Raw genomic sequence first — 18,815 nt, 5'->3', positions numbered from 1 at the left:
CCGATCAATGGCTTCCTTATTTTCGTGCTACTCCCAAACGTTCCAAGACTTCTGGATAGAGTTTGTACTCTGTTTCATGGATGCGAGTTTCGAAAGTATCAAGGGTATCCCCTTCAAGGCGCGGCACACGGACTTGTTTAATTACCTTACCGGTATCAACACCAGAATCCACCCAGTGAATGGTCACACCGCTCTCAGCAACACCTGCATTCCAAGCATCCTCAATACCATGAGCACCTGGAAATTCAGGGAGATAAGCCGGGTGAATATTGATGATACGGCCTTCAAAAGCTGCTAGCAAGGTTGGACCGACGATTTTCATATAGCCGGCCAAACAAACCAAGTCAATCTGGTATTCATCCAAGAGTTTGACGATAGCTTCTTCATAAGCTGCTTTATTGTCAAATTCCTTGAGTTCAAAGGCATGACTAGCCACACCAAGGTTCTTGGCACGTTCTAAGACATAGGTATCACGATGATCTGAAAAGACAAATTCTACTGGAAATTGTTCTGCAATCACCTGAAAGTTTGAGCCGTTGCCAGAGGCAAATACAGCAATCCTTTTAGCCATTATTTAATCACCACACTTGCGCCATCTTTCTTCACAATCCGACCGATTTCATAAACAGGTTCGTCAAGAAGTTCTTTGACACGTTCCACATTTTCTGGTTTCACTGCAAGCATGAGACCAATCCCCATGTTGAAGATTTCAAACATTTCTTCATGTTTGATTTGGCCATATTTTTCAAGGGCTTTGAAAATTGGAAGAACTGGCACTTTGCTTTCATCAATTTCAGCAGCCAAGTCATCTGAGAACATACGTGGTACATTCTCGATGAAACCACCACCTGTGATGTGGGCAATTCCGTTGACCAATTCTTCTTTGATGAGTGGCAAAGCTGCTTTGACGTAGATACGAGTTGGCTCCAAAAGAACGTCTTTAAGTTTTTTGCCTTCCAATTCTGGGAGAACTTCTTCACCTGTGTAATCTGCAAAGACACGACGAACAAGTGAGTAACCATTTGAGTGGATACCGCTTGAAGCAAGTCCAAGAATCACATCCCCTTCAGCTACTTTTGAACCATCAATGATTTGTGATTTTTCTGCAACACCGACAGCAAATCCAGCCAAATCATAGTCATCTTCCCCATACATACCAGGCATTTCAGCTGTTTCCCCACCGATAAGGGCTGCACCAGCCTGCACACAACCTTCTGCAACACCAGCAACGACCTGTTCCAATTTAGCTGGTTCATTTTTACCAGTTGCGATATAGTCAAGGAAGTAAAGGGGCTCAGCACCTGCAGCGATGATATCGTTAACACACATAGCAACACAATCTTGACCGATCGTATCGTGTTTGTCGTACTTAATAGCAAGCATGAGTTTAGTACCGACACCATCTGTACCTGAGATCAAAACAGGCTCTTTGACACCTGTTTTTGAAAGATCGAATATACCACCGAAGCCACCGAGAGCTCCCATAACACCTGCACGTTCCGTACGAGCCACGTGTTTTTTGATTCGTTCAACAACTTCATAACCTGCTTCAACGTCTACACCAGATTGAGCGTATGCATTCTTATTTGTCATTTTTTAATCCTTTTCTTTTTTTGAGAAAGAGTGCGACGTATTTTTAGATAAACAATTATTTTATCTAAAAATACTAGTCAGGTCTCTAGCTTTGGTCCAATAGGGCAAAGCGTCTACTGACAAATGCTTTAGCTTTTAGTCAGTAGTGAGACGTGGAGCATCAGCATTTTTATTTGTCATTTGTTTCATTCCTTTTCTTTTGCACTGCTCTTAATAGAAAGAAGTATGTTCTTTCAAACTTTCCACATAGCGTTCTTCGTAGTCATACAAAGGCGTTGGATATTTTCCATCAAAGTAAGCCACACAAAGACCGCCATTTGGGGCATCTGTATCAATTCCAATAGAATCAACCAAGCCATCGATTGACAAATACGTCAAGCTATCTGCACCAATGATATCGCGTGTTTCCTCTACTGTATGATTGGCAGCAATCAATTCCTTACGTGTTTGAATATCGATCCCGTAGAAACATGGATAAGCCAGAGCTGGACTTGCGATTGCCACATGGACTTCTGTAGCCCCTGCTTCTTTCAATAACTTCACAATCCGACGTGATGTTGTCCCACGTACGATAGAATCATCAATCATGACAACCCGTTTGCCTTTCACGACACCGGATACGGCAGAGAGCTTCATCCGAACCCCTTGCTCACGTAATTCTTGTGTCGGTTGAATAAAGGTCCGTTGGGTGTATTGGTTTTTAATCAAGCCCATTTCATTTGGTAGGCCGGATTCTTCCGCAAATCCCATAGCTGCACTAAGTGAGGAGTTAGGTACACCGACCACAATATCTGCTTCATGTTTAAATTCACGTGCCAATTGAGCCCCCATACGTTTACGAGCTGTATGGACATTGACCCCTTGAATATTGGAGTCCGGGCGGGCAAAGTAGATATACTCCATCGAACAAACAGCCAATTGGGTGTCCGTTGTATAGTTATCGTAAGTGATGCCGTTATCATCGATGATCACGACTTCACCTGGATTCACATCGCGGATCCACTCAGCACCAACCACTTCAAAGGCACAGGTTTCAGAGGAAACTACGATAGCGCCATTGGCCATTTTCCCAATCGAAAGAGGACGGAAACCATTTGGATCCAAGGCCGCAATCAGCTTATCTTCCAGCATGAGAAGGTAAGCAAATCCACCTTTCACCGTATTCAGGGCTTCTTTCACCTTACCCATGAAAGAAGGGTTGTGGCTCCGACGAATCAAGTGGGCCAAGATTTCTGAATCAGAAGTTGAGCTAAAGATCGCTCCGTTATTTTCCAACTCCCGTTTAAGGGACTTGGCATTGGTCAAATTCCCGTTATGGGCCAGTCCAAACTGGGTATCATGAAAGCGAAAGAGGAAGGGTTGGATGTTATCCACCGAAGCTTCCCCAGCTGTCGCATAGCGAACATGGCCAATCGCTCCCGTTCCTGTTAACTTATCCAAGTTAGCAGGATTTCGAAATACTTCTGAGAGAAGCCCCGTGTCACGATACCGTTTTAATTGACCCGCATCATTCGAAAGGATCCCTGCCCCTTCTTGACCACGGTGTTGAAGACTGTGTAATCCGAAATAAGTCAGTTTTGCAGCATCTGGGTGTCCCCAGATCCCAAAAATACCACATTCTTCATTAAGAGATTTAACTTCGTATGTCATTTTGTATACCTTTTATTTTCCAGTAAAGTATTTAACCGCTGATGCAAAGAGATGTTGGTCTTTATTTCCTGGAATATTTTGGAAGAGACCGTCTTCGAAACGTTCTGAGTGTCCCATCTTCCCGATGATTTGACCGTTCTTGCTGGTAATCCCTTCAATCGCATGGACAGAACCATTTGGATTGTATTTTGAATCCATGCTTGGTTTACCTTCGAAGTCAACATATTGGGTAAAGATTTGACCATTGTCACGAAGCTCTGCAAATTCTTCAGCTGTCACGACAAACTTCCCTTCACCGTGTGATACTGGGATGGCATGGATATCACCAACTTTCACGCCTGCAAGCCATGGTGAGTTGGTGTTGGCAATCCGTGTTTCTACCATCTTAGCCACGTGTTGGTTGGCATCGTTGTAGAAGAGGGTTGGACTGGTGCTACTTGCATCTTCAAAGTTACCATATGGAAGAAGACCTGATTTGACAAGGGCTTGGAATCCGTTACAGATACCAATAATCAAACCACCACGTTCGATGAAGCTATCAATGGCTACACGTACTTTTTCATTAAGCAAGATGTTAACGATAAATTTAGCTGATCCATCTGGTTCATCCGCTGCTGAGAAGCCACCTGCAAAGAAGATAATGTTAGCTTTTTCGATATTGTCAACCATAGTGTCAACAGACTTGACAATAGCTTCTTCATTCAGTGTGACAAATGGTACCAAGTTGACTTTTGCACCTTCTTTTTCAAAGGCCTTAGCTGAATCGTACTCAGAGTTAGTACCTGGGAATACTGGGATGTAAACCACTGGTGTATCAACTGTTTCTTTAGCTTTGATCACAGCATCTGATACCACAGCTGGTACTTCTTCCAACTCCGTTGCCTGTGCAAATTCCGTTGGGTAAACTTCTTCCAATTTACCTTGGAAAGCACTGTCAAGTTTGTGTCCATCAAGCGTTACACCATTGACAGTAAGTGTAAAGTCAGCTACTGTTTGTCCGATCTTAGCAACACCTGCAATTTCTTCAGGCGATGTGAAGACGAATCCACCCAATTGGGCTGTCAAGCTAGTGTCAAGGTCCGCTAATTCGACATTTGCTCCGATATGGTTACCAAATGTTGCAAGCGCAAGAGCTTCAACCACACCACCATATTTAACAGCTGATGCGGCTGTCACTTTGTGGTCAGCTTGGATGGCTTCAAATTGAGCAAAGTTAGATTTAATAAGATCGAAGTCAATTTCTTGTGCCAAAGCTTGACCAGGAATGTAGTAAATATTTTCACCAGCAGCTTTGAATTCTGGAGAAAGAACCTTACGGCTATCTGCAGTTGTTACCCCAAAAGCAACCAAGGTTGGTGGTACGGTTAATTCTTCAAAGGTACCAGACATCGAGTCTTTACCACCGATAGATGGTAAACCAAGTTGAATCTGAGCTTCGATGGATCCAAGAAGAGCAGCTACTGGTTGACCAAAACGCTCTGCTTGTTTATCCATACGCTCGAAGTATTCCTGATAAGAGAAACGAGCCTTAGACCAGTTGGCACCAGCAGCAACCAAACGAGCTGTTGCTTCGATGACTGCATAGGCAGCACCATGATATGGAGACCATTCTGCCACATGAGGGTTGAAGCCTTGCGCCATGACAGAGGCAGTTGTTGTCACGCCATGTTGAACTGGCAATTTCTGTACAGAAGCTTCCGTTGGTGTGATTTGGTAGCGACCACCAAGTGGGTGATTGACTGTAGAACGACCAACTGAGCTATCAAAGATCGTTTGTAACCCTTTTTGACTAGCATGGTTCAGATCAGCCAAGACTTCAAGCGTATCCGCTTCAAGGGTTTCGGCAGATGTTTGACGTTCTTCTGGAAGCTTGACATCCTTGTCAACCACCTTAGCATCTACAACCACACGTACACCATTTGTATCAAGGAAACGACGTTCCAAATCAACGATGGTTTCACCATTCCAGTGCATGACAAGATTTGGTTTCTCCGTTACTGTTGCAACAACCACAGCATCAATATTTTCTTTATTACATGCTGCAACGAAGGCGTCTACATCTTCTGGACGAACTACAACGGCCATCCGTTCTTGAGATTCAGAGATGGCAATTTCTGTACCGTTCAAACCTTGGTATTTCAATGGCACTTTATCCAGATCAATTTCAAGTCCATCAGCCAATTCACCGATGGCCACACAGACACCACCAGCACCAAAGTCATTTGATTTCTTGATCAGACGTGTTACTTCACCATTACGGAAAAGACGTTGAATCTTACGTTCTTCGATGGCATTCCCTTTTTGAACTTCAGCACCAGCTGTTTCAACAGATTCAACCGTTTGAACTTTAGAAGAACCTGTCGCACCACCGACACCGTCACGTCCAGTCTTACCACCGAGCAAGATAATCACATCACCAGCTTCAGGTTTTTCACGGACCACATTTTCCTTAGGAGCCGCACCGACAACAGCACCTAGCTCCATACGCTTAGCAACGAAACCTGGGTGGAAGTATTCACGGACATAAGTTGTCGCAAGACCAATTTGGTTACCATATGAAGAATAACCATGAGCCGCTGTTTTGGAGATCACTTGTTGTGGCAATTTACCAGCGCGAGTCGCTGAAATCGGAGCTGTGATATCACCAGCACCTGAGATACGCATGGCTTGATAAACGTAGGAACGACCTGACAATGGGTCACGAATGGCACCACCGATACAAGTAGCCGCTCCACCAAATGGTTCAATTTCCGTTGGGTGGTTGTGAGTTTCGTTTTTGAACATGAGAAGCCATGGTTCTTTCACACCATTGACATCCACTTCAATTTCAACAGAGCAGGCATTGATTTCATCAGACACTTCCATGTCATCCAAACGACCATTGGCACGCTCATAACGACCAAAAATAGTCGCCATATCCATCAAGGTTTGAGGTTTTTCGGTACGTCCCAACTCATCACGCATGGCAATATACTTGTCATAAGTCGCTTGCAATTGTTTTTGGAATTTAGAAGCTGAGAAGTCGATGTTTTTCAACTCAGTCTCGAAAGTCGTGTGACGGCAGTGGTCAGACCAGTAAGTATCCAACACCTTCAACTCAGTCTCAGTTGGCACACGTCCAATAGACTTGAAGTAATCTTGAATGAAAAGAAGGTCATCCACTTCCATGGCCAATCCTTGCTCAGCCTTATACTGTGCAAAATCTTCTGCCGTATAAGTTTCAAAGAAATTCAAACTTGGAATGGTCTTGTCAGACTCAGAGAAATCCTGTTTCGCAATGCCAACAGTGATGTCTTTGAAACGAGAATCCACTGGGTTCAAGAGGTAGTTTTTGACAGCTTCCAACTCATTCGCATCAATATCCTTGTTAACTAAGTACAGTTGCGCTGTGTTCACCGTTACATCATTTGAACTACCAAGCAAAAGCAAAGCTTCTTGTGAAGATGCCGCACGTTGGTCAAATTGACCAGGCAAACTTTCGATCGCAAAGAAAGCATGCTTCTCAAGATCAGCCTTAACCGCAGCTTCATCCAAAACAGTATCGGTCACTTGCTCAGAGAAGATGTGTTTTTCCGCACGCGCAAACAAGTCCTCTGCCAAACCAAAAACATCGTAAACCTGAACAATCCGAAGATCCTTCAAGGTTTTCAACTGAAGATTATGCTGTAATTCTTTTACTAAAGAGTCCGATTTCACACGAAAATCAGCTTTTTTCTCAACGAAAATACGTTTATCCATTTTATTTCCTTTATTTCTATTCAAACATGTTATCGAAGACGAAGGTTTTCCCTTTCAAACAACTTATTTCAAGCCCTGTAATTTCTCCAACACAACCTGATATACATCCGTTAAACTGCCCAAATCTCTACGGAAAACATCCTTGTCCATATGGTGCCCTTCAGCATCCCAAAGGCGGCAGTTATCTGGAGAGAATTCATCCGCCAAGATAATCTTGCCATCCTTATCAAAACCAAATTCCAATTTGAAGTCAATCAAGCGAAGACCAATTTGTGCAAACCAATCTTTCAGCAATTCATTGATACGACGTGTTTCTTCCTTGATATAGGCAATTTGCTCATCATTGGCAATATCCAAAAACTTCACATGCTCATCATTGATGAATGGGTCATCCAAATCATCGTTCTTGTAGTAAAATTCAACGATTGGAGTCTTCAAGTCCAAACCTTCTTCAACGCCAAAACGTTTAGAGAAAGAACCAGCAGTCACATTACGAAGAACCACCTCCAAAGGAATAATTTTTACTTTCTTGTTGAGTTGTTCTGTATCAGAAATACGTTTTATAAAGTGAGTCGCAACACCCGCAGCATTCAATTTTTCAAAAATAAGAGACGAAATCTGATTATTTAGCACACCTTTTCCTTTAATAGTCTCCTTACGAGCCCCATTTAGCATAGTGGCTTGGTCCTTATAGACCGACTTAATCACATGTTCGTCCTCAGTAGTATAGATATCCTTAGCTTTTCCAGTATAAATCAGTTGATTGGTCATGACTTTGTTCGCCTTTCGTATTTTATCACCTTCATTCTATCACATACAAAGTGTATTTTCAATAAAATTCCGTACAATATAAGCAGAATCCGAATAAAAAGGACAGAAAAAAAGATCATCCAGAATAATCTCTGAACGATCTCTTTTTCATTAGTGACCAGCAGTTCGTTTTTCGATATAGTCGACAACATCCCCTACTGTGTTAAATTCATCAATAGCCTTGTCCGGAATCTCAATTTGGTATTCATCTTCAAGATTGATAATAAATTCCATCAATTCAACAGAATCCGCCTGTAAATCCTTACGTAAGTCAGATTCCAAAGATACTTGAAAGTCTGGACCCTTGCGATCTTTGAGAAATTCCTCAATTGTAACTAAAATTTCGTTTTGTTTACTCATACATTACCCTTCCTTCGATAATTCCTTCACTGATTTTCCAACAACATCTGTCTCTAACATAGTCCGAATCTGACGAATGGTACTATAGACTGCTTTTGCATCACTCGAACCATGCGTTTTAACAACAGGTGCTTGAAGGCCAAATAAAACCGCTCCTCCAACATCTGAGAAATCCAAGGTTTGTTTCAATGATTTCAACCGGTCCTTGAGGAGAAAAGCTCCTAGTTTCGCCTTCCAGTTTCCAGTAGCAATCGCTTGTTTCAGTTGCTTCAAGATTCCAAAAGCTGTTCCTTCCATCGTTTTCAAAACAGCGTTTCCCGTGAAACCATCCGCCACAACAACATCTGCAACACCATCCATCAAATCACGCGCTTCCACATTTCCAACAAAATGAATCGACGCATCCTCAGATAACAATTGGTAAGCTTCCTTGCGCAAAGGATCTCCCTTACTAGCTTCTGTCCCATTATTCAATAGACCCACACGTGGTTTTTGAATCCCACGAACGTTTTCCGCATAGTAAGACCCCATCACAGCATACTGATGCAAGTGCTCTGGTGTATTTTCCGCATTGGCACCTAAGTCCAACATGTCATACCCGCGACCATCAACTGTCGGAAGTGTGGACATCAATCCAGGGCGTTCCACCCCTTTGATACGGCCAACAATAAAGAAGCCTGCTGCCAACAAAGCACCTGTATTCCCTGCAGAAAGCATGGCATCGACCTCACCAGCCTTCACATCCTTGGCAGCCAAGACCATAGAGGCCTGTTTCTTCCGACGAATAGCACGTGCCGGCTCATCATCTGAATCGATTTTTTCCTCCGTATGAACAATTGATACACGCTCTGTAGCGGTTAAATAGTTTTTAATTTTTGCCTCATCACCATACAAGACAATCTCAATATCATCAAAATCACGAATAGCTTGATTCACACCTTCTACCAAGGCTTGAGGTGCATTATCGCCCCCCATTGCATCTACTGCAATTTTTTTCATGTTTCACCTCCAGATGAATCTTTCATAATCGCTCCCCAATCACTTAAGGAATCGATAAACTTTTTAGCTTTTAAATGGATCCCTACATACTCCTCATACAACTGATCAATTGCCTGACGTAGAGCTGCTTTCATCTCCGCTTGTAGAGAAATCGTCTCTAGCTCACTGAATCGCACTGCTTGAAACTGATCCAATAAATAGAGAACATTTGGATGCCAGTGAGCGCGTCTCTCATCCTGATCATAATGATCCGGACAAAGGACCCCACTATAGCGAAAAGAGTAATCAAAAGGAAGGCCAACCCGATGGCAGAAACAGCATTCATGCAGATTCAAGACAACCCCAAACCGCGATAGAATCTGAATCTCAAAAATATTGGTCAAAACCTCATAATCCAAGCCTTCTTCCATCAAAGACAGGGTCTTTTCCAAAAAAGTAAACAAGGCCGGATCCACCTGATTATCCTGAATACTGGCATCCGCAAGCGCCAAAACATAGGTCGCATAAGAAAGGGCAAAAAGATCTGCATTGATTTTCTTATAAACCTGCACATCTTGAAAATCATCAATATAACTCAACCCATCATCATTGATTTTCAGCAACATATTCGCCGTTACCAATGGTTGTAACATGGGATTCAACCGTGATTTCCCCGCATGTTTCACAAAAAACATCCGCTTACCTGACTTCTCCGTGAAGATTTTGACCAGCTTGTCATCCTCACGAAACTCCCGATTATACAGTACAATTCCCCGGGTCTCAATTGACTCCAGCATGTTCTTCCATATACTCCTTCAAGCGTTTCATAGCTTCCTTGATAACCTCCATGCTGGCTGCATACGACAAGCGCACATAACCTTCACCATATTGTCCAAAAGCAGCACCAGGAATGAAAGCAACCGCTTTTTCACGCGCAAAATCTTGTAAGAAAGCAAAGGAATCTTGATTATAACCAGCTGGGATTTTAGCAAAAATATAAAAGGCTCCATCTGGCTTAATCATCTCAAATCCAAGCGCAGACATCTTTTCGATGATATAATCCCGACGTTTCACATATTCCTTCTTCATCGGCTCTGCATCATCCCGACCAGCAGTCAAGGCCTCAATCGCAGCATACTGGTTCATCGTTCCAGCAGCTGTTACCAAATACTGATGACTCTTGATGAGTTGAGCTGTCAATACAGCCGGAGCAAAGATAAAGCCAAGCCGCCAGCCTGTCATGGCATGAGATTTGGACAAGCCATTAATCACAATGGTCTGCTCAGGAATAAAGGAGGCCATAGAGACATGCGCTTCTCCAGTATAAGTCAGCTCTGAATAGACTTCATCACAAATCACAAAGACTTCATATTTTTTTAAGACAGCAGCTAATTCTGCCATCTGTTCGCGCGAATAAGTGACACCCGTTGGATTAGCTGGATAATTAAGAATAACAGCCTTCAATTTTTCACCCTGCTCTAGAATCGCCTTTTCCAACTTTTCAGGAGTCAAGACAAAACGATCTGCTGTCGTATCAATTTCGACAATCTCCGCCCCAACCAAATTCACAATGGGTTCATAACCAGGGTAGGCCGGTGCTGGGAGTAACACTACATCTCCAGGTTCCAAGATCGCTGTCAAGGTTGCAGATAGGGCTTCAGTCGCACCGATCGTCACCAATATCTCATCCTCAGGACGGTAGTGAATACCATATTTATCAGCCACAAATTGACTCGCAGCCTCACGCAGAGCTAGCAAGCCACTCATCCCAGTATAATGGCTAAAATTTGCATCAATAGCAGCCTTTCCTGCTTCTTTTACATGTTCAGGAGTTGTAAAATCCGGTTCCCCCAACGTCAAACGCAAGACACCAGGAATGGAAGAAATTGATTGATCGAACTGACGAATCAAAGAAACTTCAATCCGATTCAGATTTTTATTAAAACGTTTCGTTAAATCCATAGAACACCTCCAAAAACACTTACATTCATTATACTATAAATAGGACCCCATCGCAAAAGAACAAGCCAGATCCCCATCTTTTGTTCACCATCAAAGGACATTTCAATAATTCTTCCATACAAAAAAGACTTAGCAATGCTAAGTCTTTCAAGCCATTATTGTTGACCACGTGTTGCCACATATTTCAATTGATCCGCATGTTTTGCCACAAAATCCTTCATTTCTGAATCAGGAATTCGACGAAGGTAGAGGTTAGAACGAATCGTTTCATCCTCTTCACGACAAGTTGACAATACTAAATACTTATCAGATGCTTTGATCTTGATATTAGGATTCTTCGTACGAGCTGACTCATAGATATTCTTCAACTGAGTGGTGAAATCTTTATCATCTTTAAAGCTTGTACGGTAGAAAGCAGTATCCTCAGGGACAATAACCAAGCCCATTACTTCATAGTAGTATTTCCGCTCTGGTGTCTCAATCACAACATACGGATGTTGGTCCAAATACTCTTGTTTGTCATAGTAGTTGACATCATTAAACATGCGATGATCGCCGACCTTACTACCACGAGCATGACCAAACAGCCAAGTCAAACGATCACTGAAGTCTTTCTTGTTGTCCATATCCATGAAGACTGTTCCCATGTATGGCTCATTCCCACCATCAAACGTCTTATTCAAATAAGTTTCATTATCAGTAGTTTGTACGACAGGTTCATCCAATTCAGTACCCGGTGCGTAGACATAAGCAATTGCTTCAGGGTTAACAGCTGTTAACTGAGCAAAACGATTTTTCAGGTAATCTTTTTCTTCTTGACTTGGTTCATATTTAGTTTCTTGCTTGGTTGAACTTGTTCCAGTTGTCTTTTTAGCCGTGCTAGATGACTTACTTCCTCCAAAAGGATTAAAGAAAATAAATCCAGCAACAAGCACAACAACTGCAACAAGAGCAGCAATCACAACACCTAATTTAGTTGAACTTTTTTCCCCAGCTCTTTTCATTGATTGATCTCCTCTTGATGATTTTTTCTAAAAAATAACACTGAACCCGAAGGTCCAGTGATATTTTACGAGCTAATTAATAATCAAATTATTTAGCTGCGCTTGTTTTTGGAAGAGCTTTACCAGCTTGTTTTGAATCAGCTTTACCAGCTTTAGCTGCTTCTCCACCTTTGTTTTCAGTTTTTTGAGCTTCTGATTTAGCTTCTACAGAAGAACCGTTATCGCTACCTGGAGTTACAGTCTTTTGACCAGGAATGTTATAAGTAGCTGTTTTTTCAACTGTAAGTTCAATATTTGTAAACATTTGTCCTGGGGCAACAGTTGCAGATTTAGGAGCTGACAAGTAACCTGGTACGAAATATCCAGCAGGAGCATTTGCTACACGAGCTTTTGCAACCAAACCAGCTTTTGCACGAACCGCAAAGTCACCATTTGCATCAGTTGTACCTGTATGGTAGTTTTCTCCATCAAAAATGTCAACTACAACACCTGCTACAGGGTTACCTTGAACATCTTTAACAGTTACACGTACATATGTTACATTAGCTTCAACAGTTACAGGACGTGAAGTGTTACCTGGTACGTTTGGAGCATCATAAGGGTTTGTTGCAGCAGTACCTGGTGTATACTTATCAGTTTTTGATGTATTGTCAGTATGGCTGTATTGTTTTGGATCTGTAGTATCTACAACGTTTCCATCTTTATCCAAAACTTTTCCGTTTTGGTTATCTGGTCCATACTTAATTCCTGGATCTGTTCGTGTATATGCAGAAACTGCTGGTGCTGCTGCAGCAAATACTGCAAGAGCTGCTACTGATGATAATAAAACTTTTTTCATTGTTTTATCTCCTTTTTTCTTTTCAAAAATTATTCGTTACTTCGTAACTATAATTAGTATACTAGGATATTCTTCCTATGTCAAGACTTTTTCTTTAAATTTTTAAAAAAAGTTTAAGGTTTTGACCTATTTGAAAGATAAAATTACGAATGCGTAACATTTCTAAACGAATCCTATTTCACCACCCCATTTTTAGGTAATCGTTTCTTGGGCAAACTAGGATCAGCCTTTGCTTCTAGTTCTTTAGCTGCTCGAACCAGTTTTTTCCGTTTCTTTTCTTTTTTTAGATTTTCCAACCATTTTCTGATTTCCATTTGTATTTCCTCCTAAACAAAAGAGGCTGTTTTTCAGCCTCCTTATTATTAACATTTTTTGGCATTTCCGATTTCAAACAGAGGGGAAAGAGGACGATTTTCGTGAATGCGAACAATGGCCTCTGCAAGGAGTTTCGCAATCGAAATTTGCTCAATCTTATCAATTAATCGATCTTCCGGTAGGTAAATCGTATCCAACACTACCAACTTCTTAATGGCTGATTTTTGGATGTTATCCATCGCTGGGCCTGATAATACAGGGTGAGTACAGCTCGCATAAACTTCAACAGCACCTGCTTCTGCAAGGGCATCCGCCGCATGACAAATTGTACCAGCTGTATCAATCATATCATCAATCAAAATACAAGTCTTGCCTTCAACACTCCCAATGATATTCATCACTTCACTCGTATTCATCTTATCGACACTTCGACGTTTATCAATAATCGCAATCGGTGTCTTCAAAAATTCAGCTAATTTCCGAGCACGAGTCACACCACCATGGTCTGGACTGACAACAACATAGTCTTTCCCAATCATCCCCCGACGTTCAAAAAAGTCGGCGATCAAAGGCGCACCCATCAAGTGGTCAACAGGAATATCAAAGAAACCTTGAATCTGAGCGGCGTGCAAATCAATTGTCAAGAGGCGATCAACACCAGCAACCTCAAGCATATTGGCTACCAACTTAGAAGTGATTGGTTCACGAGCTCGAGCCTTCCGGTCTTGACGAGCATAACCGTAATATGGCATCACCACATTAATGGATTGTGCACTAGCACGTTTCAACGCATCTACCATAATCAAAATTTCCATTAGATTATCGTTAACCGGTGAGCTAGTGGATTGTAAAATATAAACATCTTTCCCACGGATTGATTCTTCAATATTAACCTGAATTTCTCCATCAGAAAATTGACGAACCGTTGACTTTCCAAGCGGTAGTCCCATTTCACGAGACACACGTTGAGCCAATTCTTGATTTGACGACAAAGCAAAGAGCATTAAATCAGAAAATGACATGATTTCCTCCAGTAAAATCTAAAACCATATTGTACAGTCAGCACAAATTTCTCCTGTAATCATTTTATCGCTTTTTAAGCAAATATTCAAATATTAATTTATGGAAACTACAAAATCTATCACTACCTAAATTCTATCAAAAAAAGAAGCAGAACAAATGTTCTGCTTCAGTGTAATTCTTAGTTTGGATAGATATAAGTAACAGTACCTTGTGCTGTTGTTGGGTTAAACCAACCACGGTAGTTACCAATACTACGGATACCATTATAGTTAGACTCAGAAACTTGGATGCTTGTTGTAGATTGAACGGCTGTAACAACTGCTACGTGTCCATATCCACCATCATTCCAACATGCAATGGCACCAACTTGTGGTTGAGATCCTGTACGGAATCCTGCTGCTGCTGCACTTGCTGCCCATTGTCCACCATTACCCCAGTAATCACCAGCCCATGGAGCCAATGTCTTCGCACCCCATGTACATTCACCAACTGGATAAGATGATGCAGATGTACTATAAGTTGGACGAGAAGTAGTTGCTACCGGTGCAGCCACTGCTTGAGTTTGAACAGCAGGTTGAGCTACTGCTGATGTTTGTGCTGCTGCTGATGTTTGTGCTGCCGCTGGTGTTGCAGCAGGTGTTTGAGCTGCTGCCTGAACTTGTGCTTGAAGGGTAGTATTTGCAGAAGCTTTCACAGCTGCTTGTTGTTCCTTTTGTTTTGCACGGTAAGCTGCTTCGGCTGCTGCAGCTGCAGCTGCAGCTTTTTCAGCTTCAGCTTTTTGTTGCAACAAAGCGTTCTTTTCGTTTTCAGCAGTTGATTTTTCAGCTGCCAAATTCAATTGTGCCACTTTCAACTCAGCTTCTTTAGTTGACAAAGCTTGCGCATCATCTTCTAATTGCTGTTTGTTTGCAATGACAGTGTTGATTGCGTCGTTGTTTTCTTTTTGTTTTTGTGCAATATCTTCTTTATCACGTTTTTGCTCTTGCAACATTTTGTTGTTAGCATCTGCAATTTCGTTCATAGCAGAAATACGTGAGATAGCTTCTGTCAAAGATCCAGAGCTAACAATCGCATTAATATAGCTTGTTGCAGTCCCAGTTGTTTGAGCACTACGTGCTTGATTTGCAAGTGATTCTTGACGAGCAACAATATTTTTTGACAACTCATCGATCTCAGCTGACAATCGTTCAGATTCTTCATTCAAACGGTCATTTTCAGCTTGAAGATTTTCTTGTTGTTTTTTAATTTCAGATACTTGACCTTGAATTTGATCTACCTGAGCTTGTGCGCTTTGTTGTTGTTGATTAATACTATTGATTTTGTTATCTTGAGCAGCAATCTTATCATCTGTTGAATCAGCTGATACACCAGCTACAACAGCACCTTGTGATAAAGCAACTGTACTCAATAAGATTGTGGCAAATAATTTTTTCTTCATTAGATAAATTTTCCCTTTCTAATAAGACACTAACTAGTATAACAAATTTTTTAAAAATTTATATTACGCTATTGTTACATTTTTATTTCGAGTTTATAAATAAATCTTTTCAAGTAAAGGCTGTAATACTATTAATAGAAGCACATTCAAAATTAAACTTGGGGCAATCTGGTAAATAATTAGTGTAATCCAGTTAAATTTTATACCAACAAAAAGAATCAAAAGTAGATTTGTTAAAATCTGAGATAATAGAATCGTTAATAAAAATGTAAAAAAACGAGTCAAGCGATTGACCAAAATAATCTGATTACACTGATAAAAAATCACCTGTAGTAAAGGAAATACTAGGAAGGTAATTCCTAGAGTGTGTAAAAAATACACATCAAAACAAAAACCAAAGAAGACTCCCCACCAAATACTAGCTATCTCAGAGAAATAGAGACTCAATAACATAAAACCATATAGAAATAAAAATGAAGTAGATTCAAAGGAGCTTGGACAGAAACGAGAAATAAGAAAAGAGATCTGCCCGTCAACAAATAAAGATAAGAATAAGATTAAAGGGAAAAAATGGTACTTACGTATGACTTTCACACTACTCTCCAATCAATAGTACATAACGATTGACATCTAAATTAGCCTTTGGTTTCACACGAATTTCTTGCCCTAACTGATCAGATGCCTTTTGAGTAGAAGTCACTGTACCAAGAGGTAAGTCACTACTCTTATATTTTCCTAAACCACTTGTTGAAACCAGAGATCCTTTTTTAATTTCAACTGGATCTCCAATTTGCAACAACCGAAACTCACCCGTCTTCTCATCATAACCATTTAATAAGGCAAAAATAGATTGACCTTGACTCTCTATTTTAAACGTCAGGTGTTGTGAAGAAATAGTATCTTCGACTAATAATTTTACTTTACTAGAATTTTTCTCTATACTTTCTACCACACCAATGACACCACCAGATGAAAGAACAAACATGGAATCAGAAATTCCATCTGAACTACCTTTATCAATAACAAATTCCTGATCCCAAGAACCATATTTACGGTCAATAATCTCACTAACGATTTGTTTAGAACCCGATACAGAATTTTTGATTGACATCAAATCCTTTAATTCTCTATTTTCTGATTCCAAACGGTTAAGTTTTGATTGGTCTATATCCTTTTGATAAAGACGTGATTTTAACGAACGGTTTTCATCATTTAATTCAGATAAATCCTTTAAATCCTTTGCCTTAGATTCCACAACAACAAATGGTACCGATACTGCCTTATCAACAATAGCTAATAGATCAGAAGATTTTAAAACAATCGAAGTTCTAACAGATGGAAAAAGAAATAAAATTCCTGAAACAGTTAAAACAAACACAAAACTAAAAATTTTAAAGAATCGATTCAAGAACATAGACAAAACCTTCAAAAATATAAAAAATAGTTTGAGATGATATCTCAAACTTCGAAATTATACGGAGAATGGGGGATTCGAACCCCCGCGCCAGTTACCCGACCTAACGATTTAGCAAACCGTCCTCTTCAGCCTCTTGAGTAATTCTCCAAAATGGGCACGAGTGGACTCGAACCACCGACCTCACGCTTATCAGGCGTGCGCTCTAACCACCTGAGCTACGCGCCCAAGTTAAACAACTTGGTAAAAATTGAACCTATGTTCAAAGCGGGTGACGAGAATCGAACTCGCGACAACAGCTTGGAAGGCTGTAGTTTTACCACTAAACTACACCCGCTTATTATTAAAAGAAATGGCGCGAGACGGAATCGAACCGCCGACACATGGAGCTTCAATCCATTGCTCTACCAACTGAGCTACCGAGCCAAATTGCGGGAGCAGGATTTGAACCTACGACCTTCGGGTTATGAGCCCGACGAGCTACCGAGCTGCTCCATCCCGCGTTAATATTAAGGAGGATGTGGGATTCGAACCCACGCACGCTTTTACACGCCTGACGGTTTTCAAGACCGTTCCCTTCAGCCGGACTTGGGTAATCCTCCAAGATAACAATGGACCTTGTAGGACTTGAACCTACGACCACTCGGTTATGAGCCGAGAGCTCTAACCAGCTGAGCTAAAGGTCCAACAAGATCAACAATATAGCGGCGAAGGGGATCGAACCCCCGACCTCCCGGGTATGAACCGGACGCTCTAGCCAGCTGAGCTACACCGCCATAATATCGGGAAGACAGGATTCGAACCTGCGACACCTTGGTCCCAAACCAAGTACTCTACCAAGCTGAGCTACTTCCCGATCTAAAGCTACCGCTTTATGCACCCTAGAGGAGTCGAACCTCTAACCGCCTGATTCGTAGTCAGGTACTCTATCCAGTTGAGCTAAGGGTGCTCGTTCCTATTCAATTATTACATAGCCTTGCGACCATGCACCCTAGAGGAGTCGAACCTCTAACCGCCTGATTCGTAGTCAGGTACTCTATCCAGTTGAGCTAAGGGTGCTTCTTTCAACCTTTGTCTATGCCGAGGACCGGAATCGAACCGGTACGATCGTTACCAATCGCAGGATTTTAAGTCCTGTGCGTCTGCCAGTTCCGCCACCCCGGCCTCCTCAAGCGAACGACGGGATTCGAACCCGCGACCCCCACCTTGGCAAGGTGGTGTTCTACCACTGAACTACGTTCGCATCGCTTTCTTTATATAAAAAAATGCCGGCTACATGACTTGAACACGCGACCCTCTGATTACAAATCAGATGCTCTACCAACTGAGCTAAGCCGGCTCATTATTATTCTCTTATGCGGGTTAAGGGACTTGAACCCCCACGCCGTAAAGCGCCAGATCCTAAATCTGGTGCGTCTGCCAATTCCGCCAAACCCGCAAAATATGACCCGTACTGGGCTCGAACCAGTGACCCATTGATTAAAAGTCAATTGCTCTACCAACTGAGCTAACGAGTCTTAAAATAATTTTCATTATCTTAACGGTCCCGACGGGAATCGAACCCGCGATCTTCGCCGTGACAGGGCGACGTGATAACCGCTACACTACGGGACCTATGGGAGTTAACGGGATCGAACCGCTGACCCTCTGCTTGTAAGGCAGATGCTCTCCCAGCTGAGCTAAACTCCCAGA

16 protein-coding genes and 18 tRNA genes are annotated in these 18,815 nt (G+C 41.7%); all 34 read right to left on the bottom strand.

Annotated elements, in window-relative coordinates:
• Nucleotides 1–16: 16 nt before the first annotated feature.
• Nucleotides 17–571 (bottom strand): phosphoribosylglycinamide formyltransferase, encoded by a 555-nt coding sequence (purN, locus tag I2E70_RS07145; protein WP_195424213.1) that lies wholly within the window; start codon nucleotides 569–571, stop codon nucleotides 17–19.
• Entirely contained in the window at nucleotides 571–1,593 is a 1,023-nt protein-coding gene (gene purM / locus I2E70_RS07140) for a phosphoribosylformylglycinamidine cyclo-ligase (protein WP_195424210.1), read from the bottom strand. The genes purN and purM overlap by 1 nt, the downstream gene beginning before the upstream one ends.
• Before the next feature lie 210 nt (nucleotides 1,594–1,803).
• A complete protein-coding gene (gene purF, locus I2E70_RS07135; protein ID WP_021154195.1) occupies nucleotides 1,804–3,243 on the bottom strand; it encodes an amidophosphoribosyltransferase in 1,440 nt (479 codons plus the stop codon).
• Nucleotides 3,244–3,255: 12 nt separating this feature from the next.
• A complete protein-coding gene (locus I2E70_RS07130) occupies nucleotides 3,256–6,981 on the bottom strand; it encodes a phosphoribosylformylglycinamidine synthase (RefSeq protein ID WP_195424208.1) in 3,726 nt (1,241 codons plus the stop codon).
• A 63-nt stretch (nucleotides 6,982–7,044) separates the two neighbouring features.
• The gene (gene purC / locus I2E70_RS07125; protein WP_195424205.1) at nucleotides 7,045–7,752 is read right to left on the bottom strand and encodes a phosphoribosylaminoimidazolesuccinocarboxamide synthase; all 708 of its coding nucleotides are present in this window, start codon (nucleotides 7,750–7,752) and stop codon (nucleotides 7,045–7,047) included.
• A gap of 150 nt (nucleotides 7,753–7,902) precedes the next feature.
• Nucleotides 7,903–8,151 carry an acyl carrier protein gene (locus tag I2E70_RS07120; protein WP_021154192.1) on the bottom strand — a complete coding sequence of 83 codons (249 nt, stop codon included), beginning with the start codon at nucleotides 8,149–8,151 and terminating at the stop codon, nucleotides 7,903–7,905.
• Between the two features lie 3 nt (nucleotides 8,152–8,154).
• Nucleotides 8,155–9,150 carry a phosphate acyltransferase PlsX gene (plsX, locus tag I2E70_RS07115; RefSeq protein ID WP_023920023.1) on the bottom strand — a complete coding sequence of 332 codons (996 nt, stop codon included), beginning with the start codon at nucleotides 9,148–9,150 and terminating at the stop codon, nucleotides 8,155–8,157.
• Entirely contained in the window at nucleotides 9,147–9,926 is a 780-nt protein-coding gene (recO, locus tag I2E70_RS07110) for a DNA repair protein RecO (protein WP_195424202.1), read from the bottom strand. Before recO ends, plsX begins: the two co-directional genes overlap by 4 nt.
• Nucleotides 9,910–11,091 (bottom strand): pyridoxal phosphate-dependent aminotransferase, encoded by a 1,182-nt coding sequence (locus tag I2E70_RS07105; protein ID WP_195424199.1) that lies wholly within the window; start codon nucleotides 11,089–11,091, stop codon nucleotides 9,910–9,912. The genes recO and I2E70_RS07105 overlap by 17 nt, the downstream gene beginning before the upstream one ends.
• A 155-nt stretch (nucleotides 11,092–11,246) precedes the next feature.
• Nucleotides 11,247–12,095: a class B sortase, LPKTxAVK-specific gene (srtB, locus tag I2E70_RS07100; RefSeq protein WP_195424196.1), complete on the bottom strand. Its 849-nt coding sequence runs from the start codon at nucleotides 12,093–12,095 to the stop codon at nucleotides 11,247–11,249.
• An 88-nt stretch (nucleotides 12,096–12,183) separates the two neighbouring features.
• Complete coding sequence (locus I2E70_RS07095) at nucleotides 12,184–12,933, bottom strand: hypothetical protein (RefSeq protein WP_195424339.1); 750 nt, start codon at nucleotides 12,931–12,933, stop codon at nucleotides 12,184–12,186.
• A gap of 173 nt (nucleotides 12,934–13,106) precedes the next feature.
• On the bottom strand, nucleotides 13,107–13,247 hold the full coding sequence (locus I2E70_RS07090; protein ID WP_176744607.1) for a hypothetical protein: 141 nt from the start codon (nucleotides 13,245–13,247) through the stop codon (nucleotides 13,107–13,109).
• Nucleotides 13,248–13,295: 48 nt separating this feature from the next.
• Nucleotides 13,296–14,270 (bottom strand): ribose-phosphate diphosphokinase, encoded by a 975-nt coding sequence (locus tag I2E70_RS07085; protein ID WP_049490632.1) that lies wholly within the window; start codon nucleotides 14,268–14,270, stop codon nucleotides 13,296–13,298.
• A gap of 179 nt (nucleotides 14,271–14,449) precedes the next feature.
• Entirely contained in the window at nucleotides 14,450–15,709 is a 1,260-nt protein-coding gene (gene pcsB, locus I2E70_RS07080; RefSeq protein ID WP_195424193.1) for a peptidoglycan hydrolase PcsB, read from the bottom strand.
• Between the two features lie 93 nt (nucleotides 15,710–15,802).
• A complete protein-coding gene (gene mreD, locus I2E70_RS07075; RefSeq protein WP_195424190.1) occupies nucleotides 15,803–16,303 on the bottom strand; it encodes a rod shape-determining protein MreD in 501 nt (166 codons plus the stop codon).
• A gap of 1 nt (nucleotide 16,304) precedes the next feature.
• A complete protein-coding gene (gene mreC, locus I2E70_RS07070; RefSeq protein ID WP_195424187.1) occupies nucleotides 16,305–17,123 on the bottom strand; it encodes a rod shape-determining protein MreC in 819 nt (272 codons plus the stop codon).
• A gap of 62 nt (nucleotides 17,124–17,185) precedes the next feature.
• A tRNA-Ser gene (locus tag I2E70_RS07065) sits at nucleotides 17,186–17,273 on the bottom strand.
• Between the two features lie 4 nt (nucleotides 17,274–17,277).
• Nucleotides 17,278–17,351, bottom strand: a tRNA-Ile gene (locus tag I2E70_RS07060).
• A gap of 38 nt (nucleotides 17,352–17,389) precedes the next feature.
• Nucleotides 17,390–17,460, bottom strand: a tRNA-Gly gene (locus tag I2E70_RS07055).
• A 16-nt stretch (nucleotides 17,461–17,476) separates the two neighbouring features.
• Nucleotides 17,477–17,549, bottom strand: a tRNA-Phe gene (locus tag I2E70_RS07050).
• A gap of 3 nt (nucleotides 17,550–17,552) precedes the next feature.
• Nucleotides 17,553–17,626 (bottom strand) — tRNA-Met (locus I2E70_RS07045).
• Between the two features lie 9 nt (nucleotides 17,627–17,635).
• Nucleotides 17,636–17,725, bottom strand: a tRNA-Ser gene (locus I2E70_RS07040).
• Between the two features lie 10 nt (nucleotides 17,726–17,735).
• Nucleotides 17,736–17,809: transfer RNA gene (locus tag I2E70_RS07035), tRNA-Ile, on the bottom strand.
• Nucleotides 17,810–17,825: 16 nt separating this feature from the next.
• Nucleotides 17,826–17,899, bottom strand: a tRNA-Met gene (locus I2E70_RS07030).
• A gap of 6 nt (nucleotides 17,900–17,905) precedes the next feature.
• Nucleotides 17,906–17,979: transfer RNA gene (locus I2E70_RS07025), tRNA-Pro, on the bottom strand.
• 19 nt (nucleotides 17,980–17,998) lie between these two features.
• Nucleotides 17,999–18,072: transfer RNA gene (locus I2E70_RS07020), tRNA-Arg, on the bottom strand.
• A 36-nt stretch (nucleotides 18,073–18,108) separates the two neighbouring features.
• Nucleotides 18,109–18,182 (bottom strand) — tRNA-Arg (locus I2E70_RS07015).
• Nucleotides 18,183–18,201: 19 nt separating this feature from the next.
• Nucleotides 18,202–18,287, bottom strand: a tRNA-Leu gene (locus tag I2E70_RS07010).
• A gap of 7 nt (nucleotides 18,288–18,294) precedes the next feature.
• Nucleotides 18,295–18,366, bottom strand: a tRNA-Gly gene (locus tag I2E70_RS07005).
• A 23-nt stretch (nucleotides 18,367–18,389) separates the two neighbouring features.
• Nucleotides 18,390–18,462 (bottom strand) — tRNA-Thr (locus I2E70_RS07000).
• 17 nt (nucleotides 18,463–18,479) lie between these two features.
• Nucleotides 18,480–18,561, bottom strand: a tRNA-Leu gene (locus I2E70_RS06995).
• Nucleotides 18,562–18,567: 6 nt separating this feature from the next.
• Nucleotides 18,568–18,640 (bottom strand) — tRNA-Lys (locus I2E70_RS06990).
• Between the two features lie 24 nt (nucleotides 18,641–18,664).
• Nucleotides 18,665–18,737 (bottom strand) — tRNA-Asp (locus I2E70_RS06985).
• Between the two features lie 2 nt (nucleotides 18,738–18,739).
• Nucleotides 18,740–18,812, bottom strand: a tRNA-Val gene (locus I2E70_RS06980).
• Nucleotides 18,813–18,815 lie beyond the last annotated feature (3 nt).

Origin of the sequence: Streptococcus parasanguinis (assembly GCF_015556095.1) — a bacterium.
Classification (GTDB): domain Bacteria; phylum Bacillota; class Bacilli; order Lactobacillales; family Streptococcaceae; genus Streptococcus; species Streptococcus parasanguinis_Q.
Note: the sequence above shows the minus strand (reverse complement) of the source record. Positions and strands in the feature narration are given on the sequence as shown.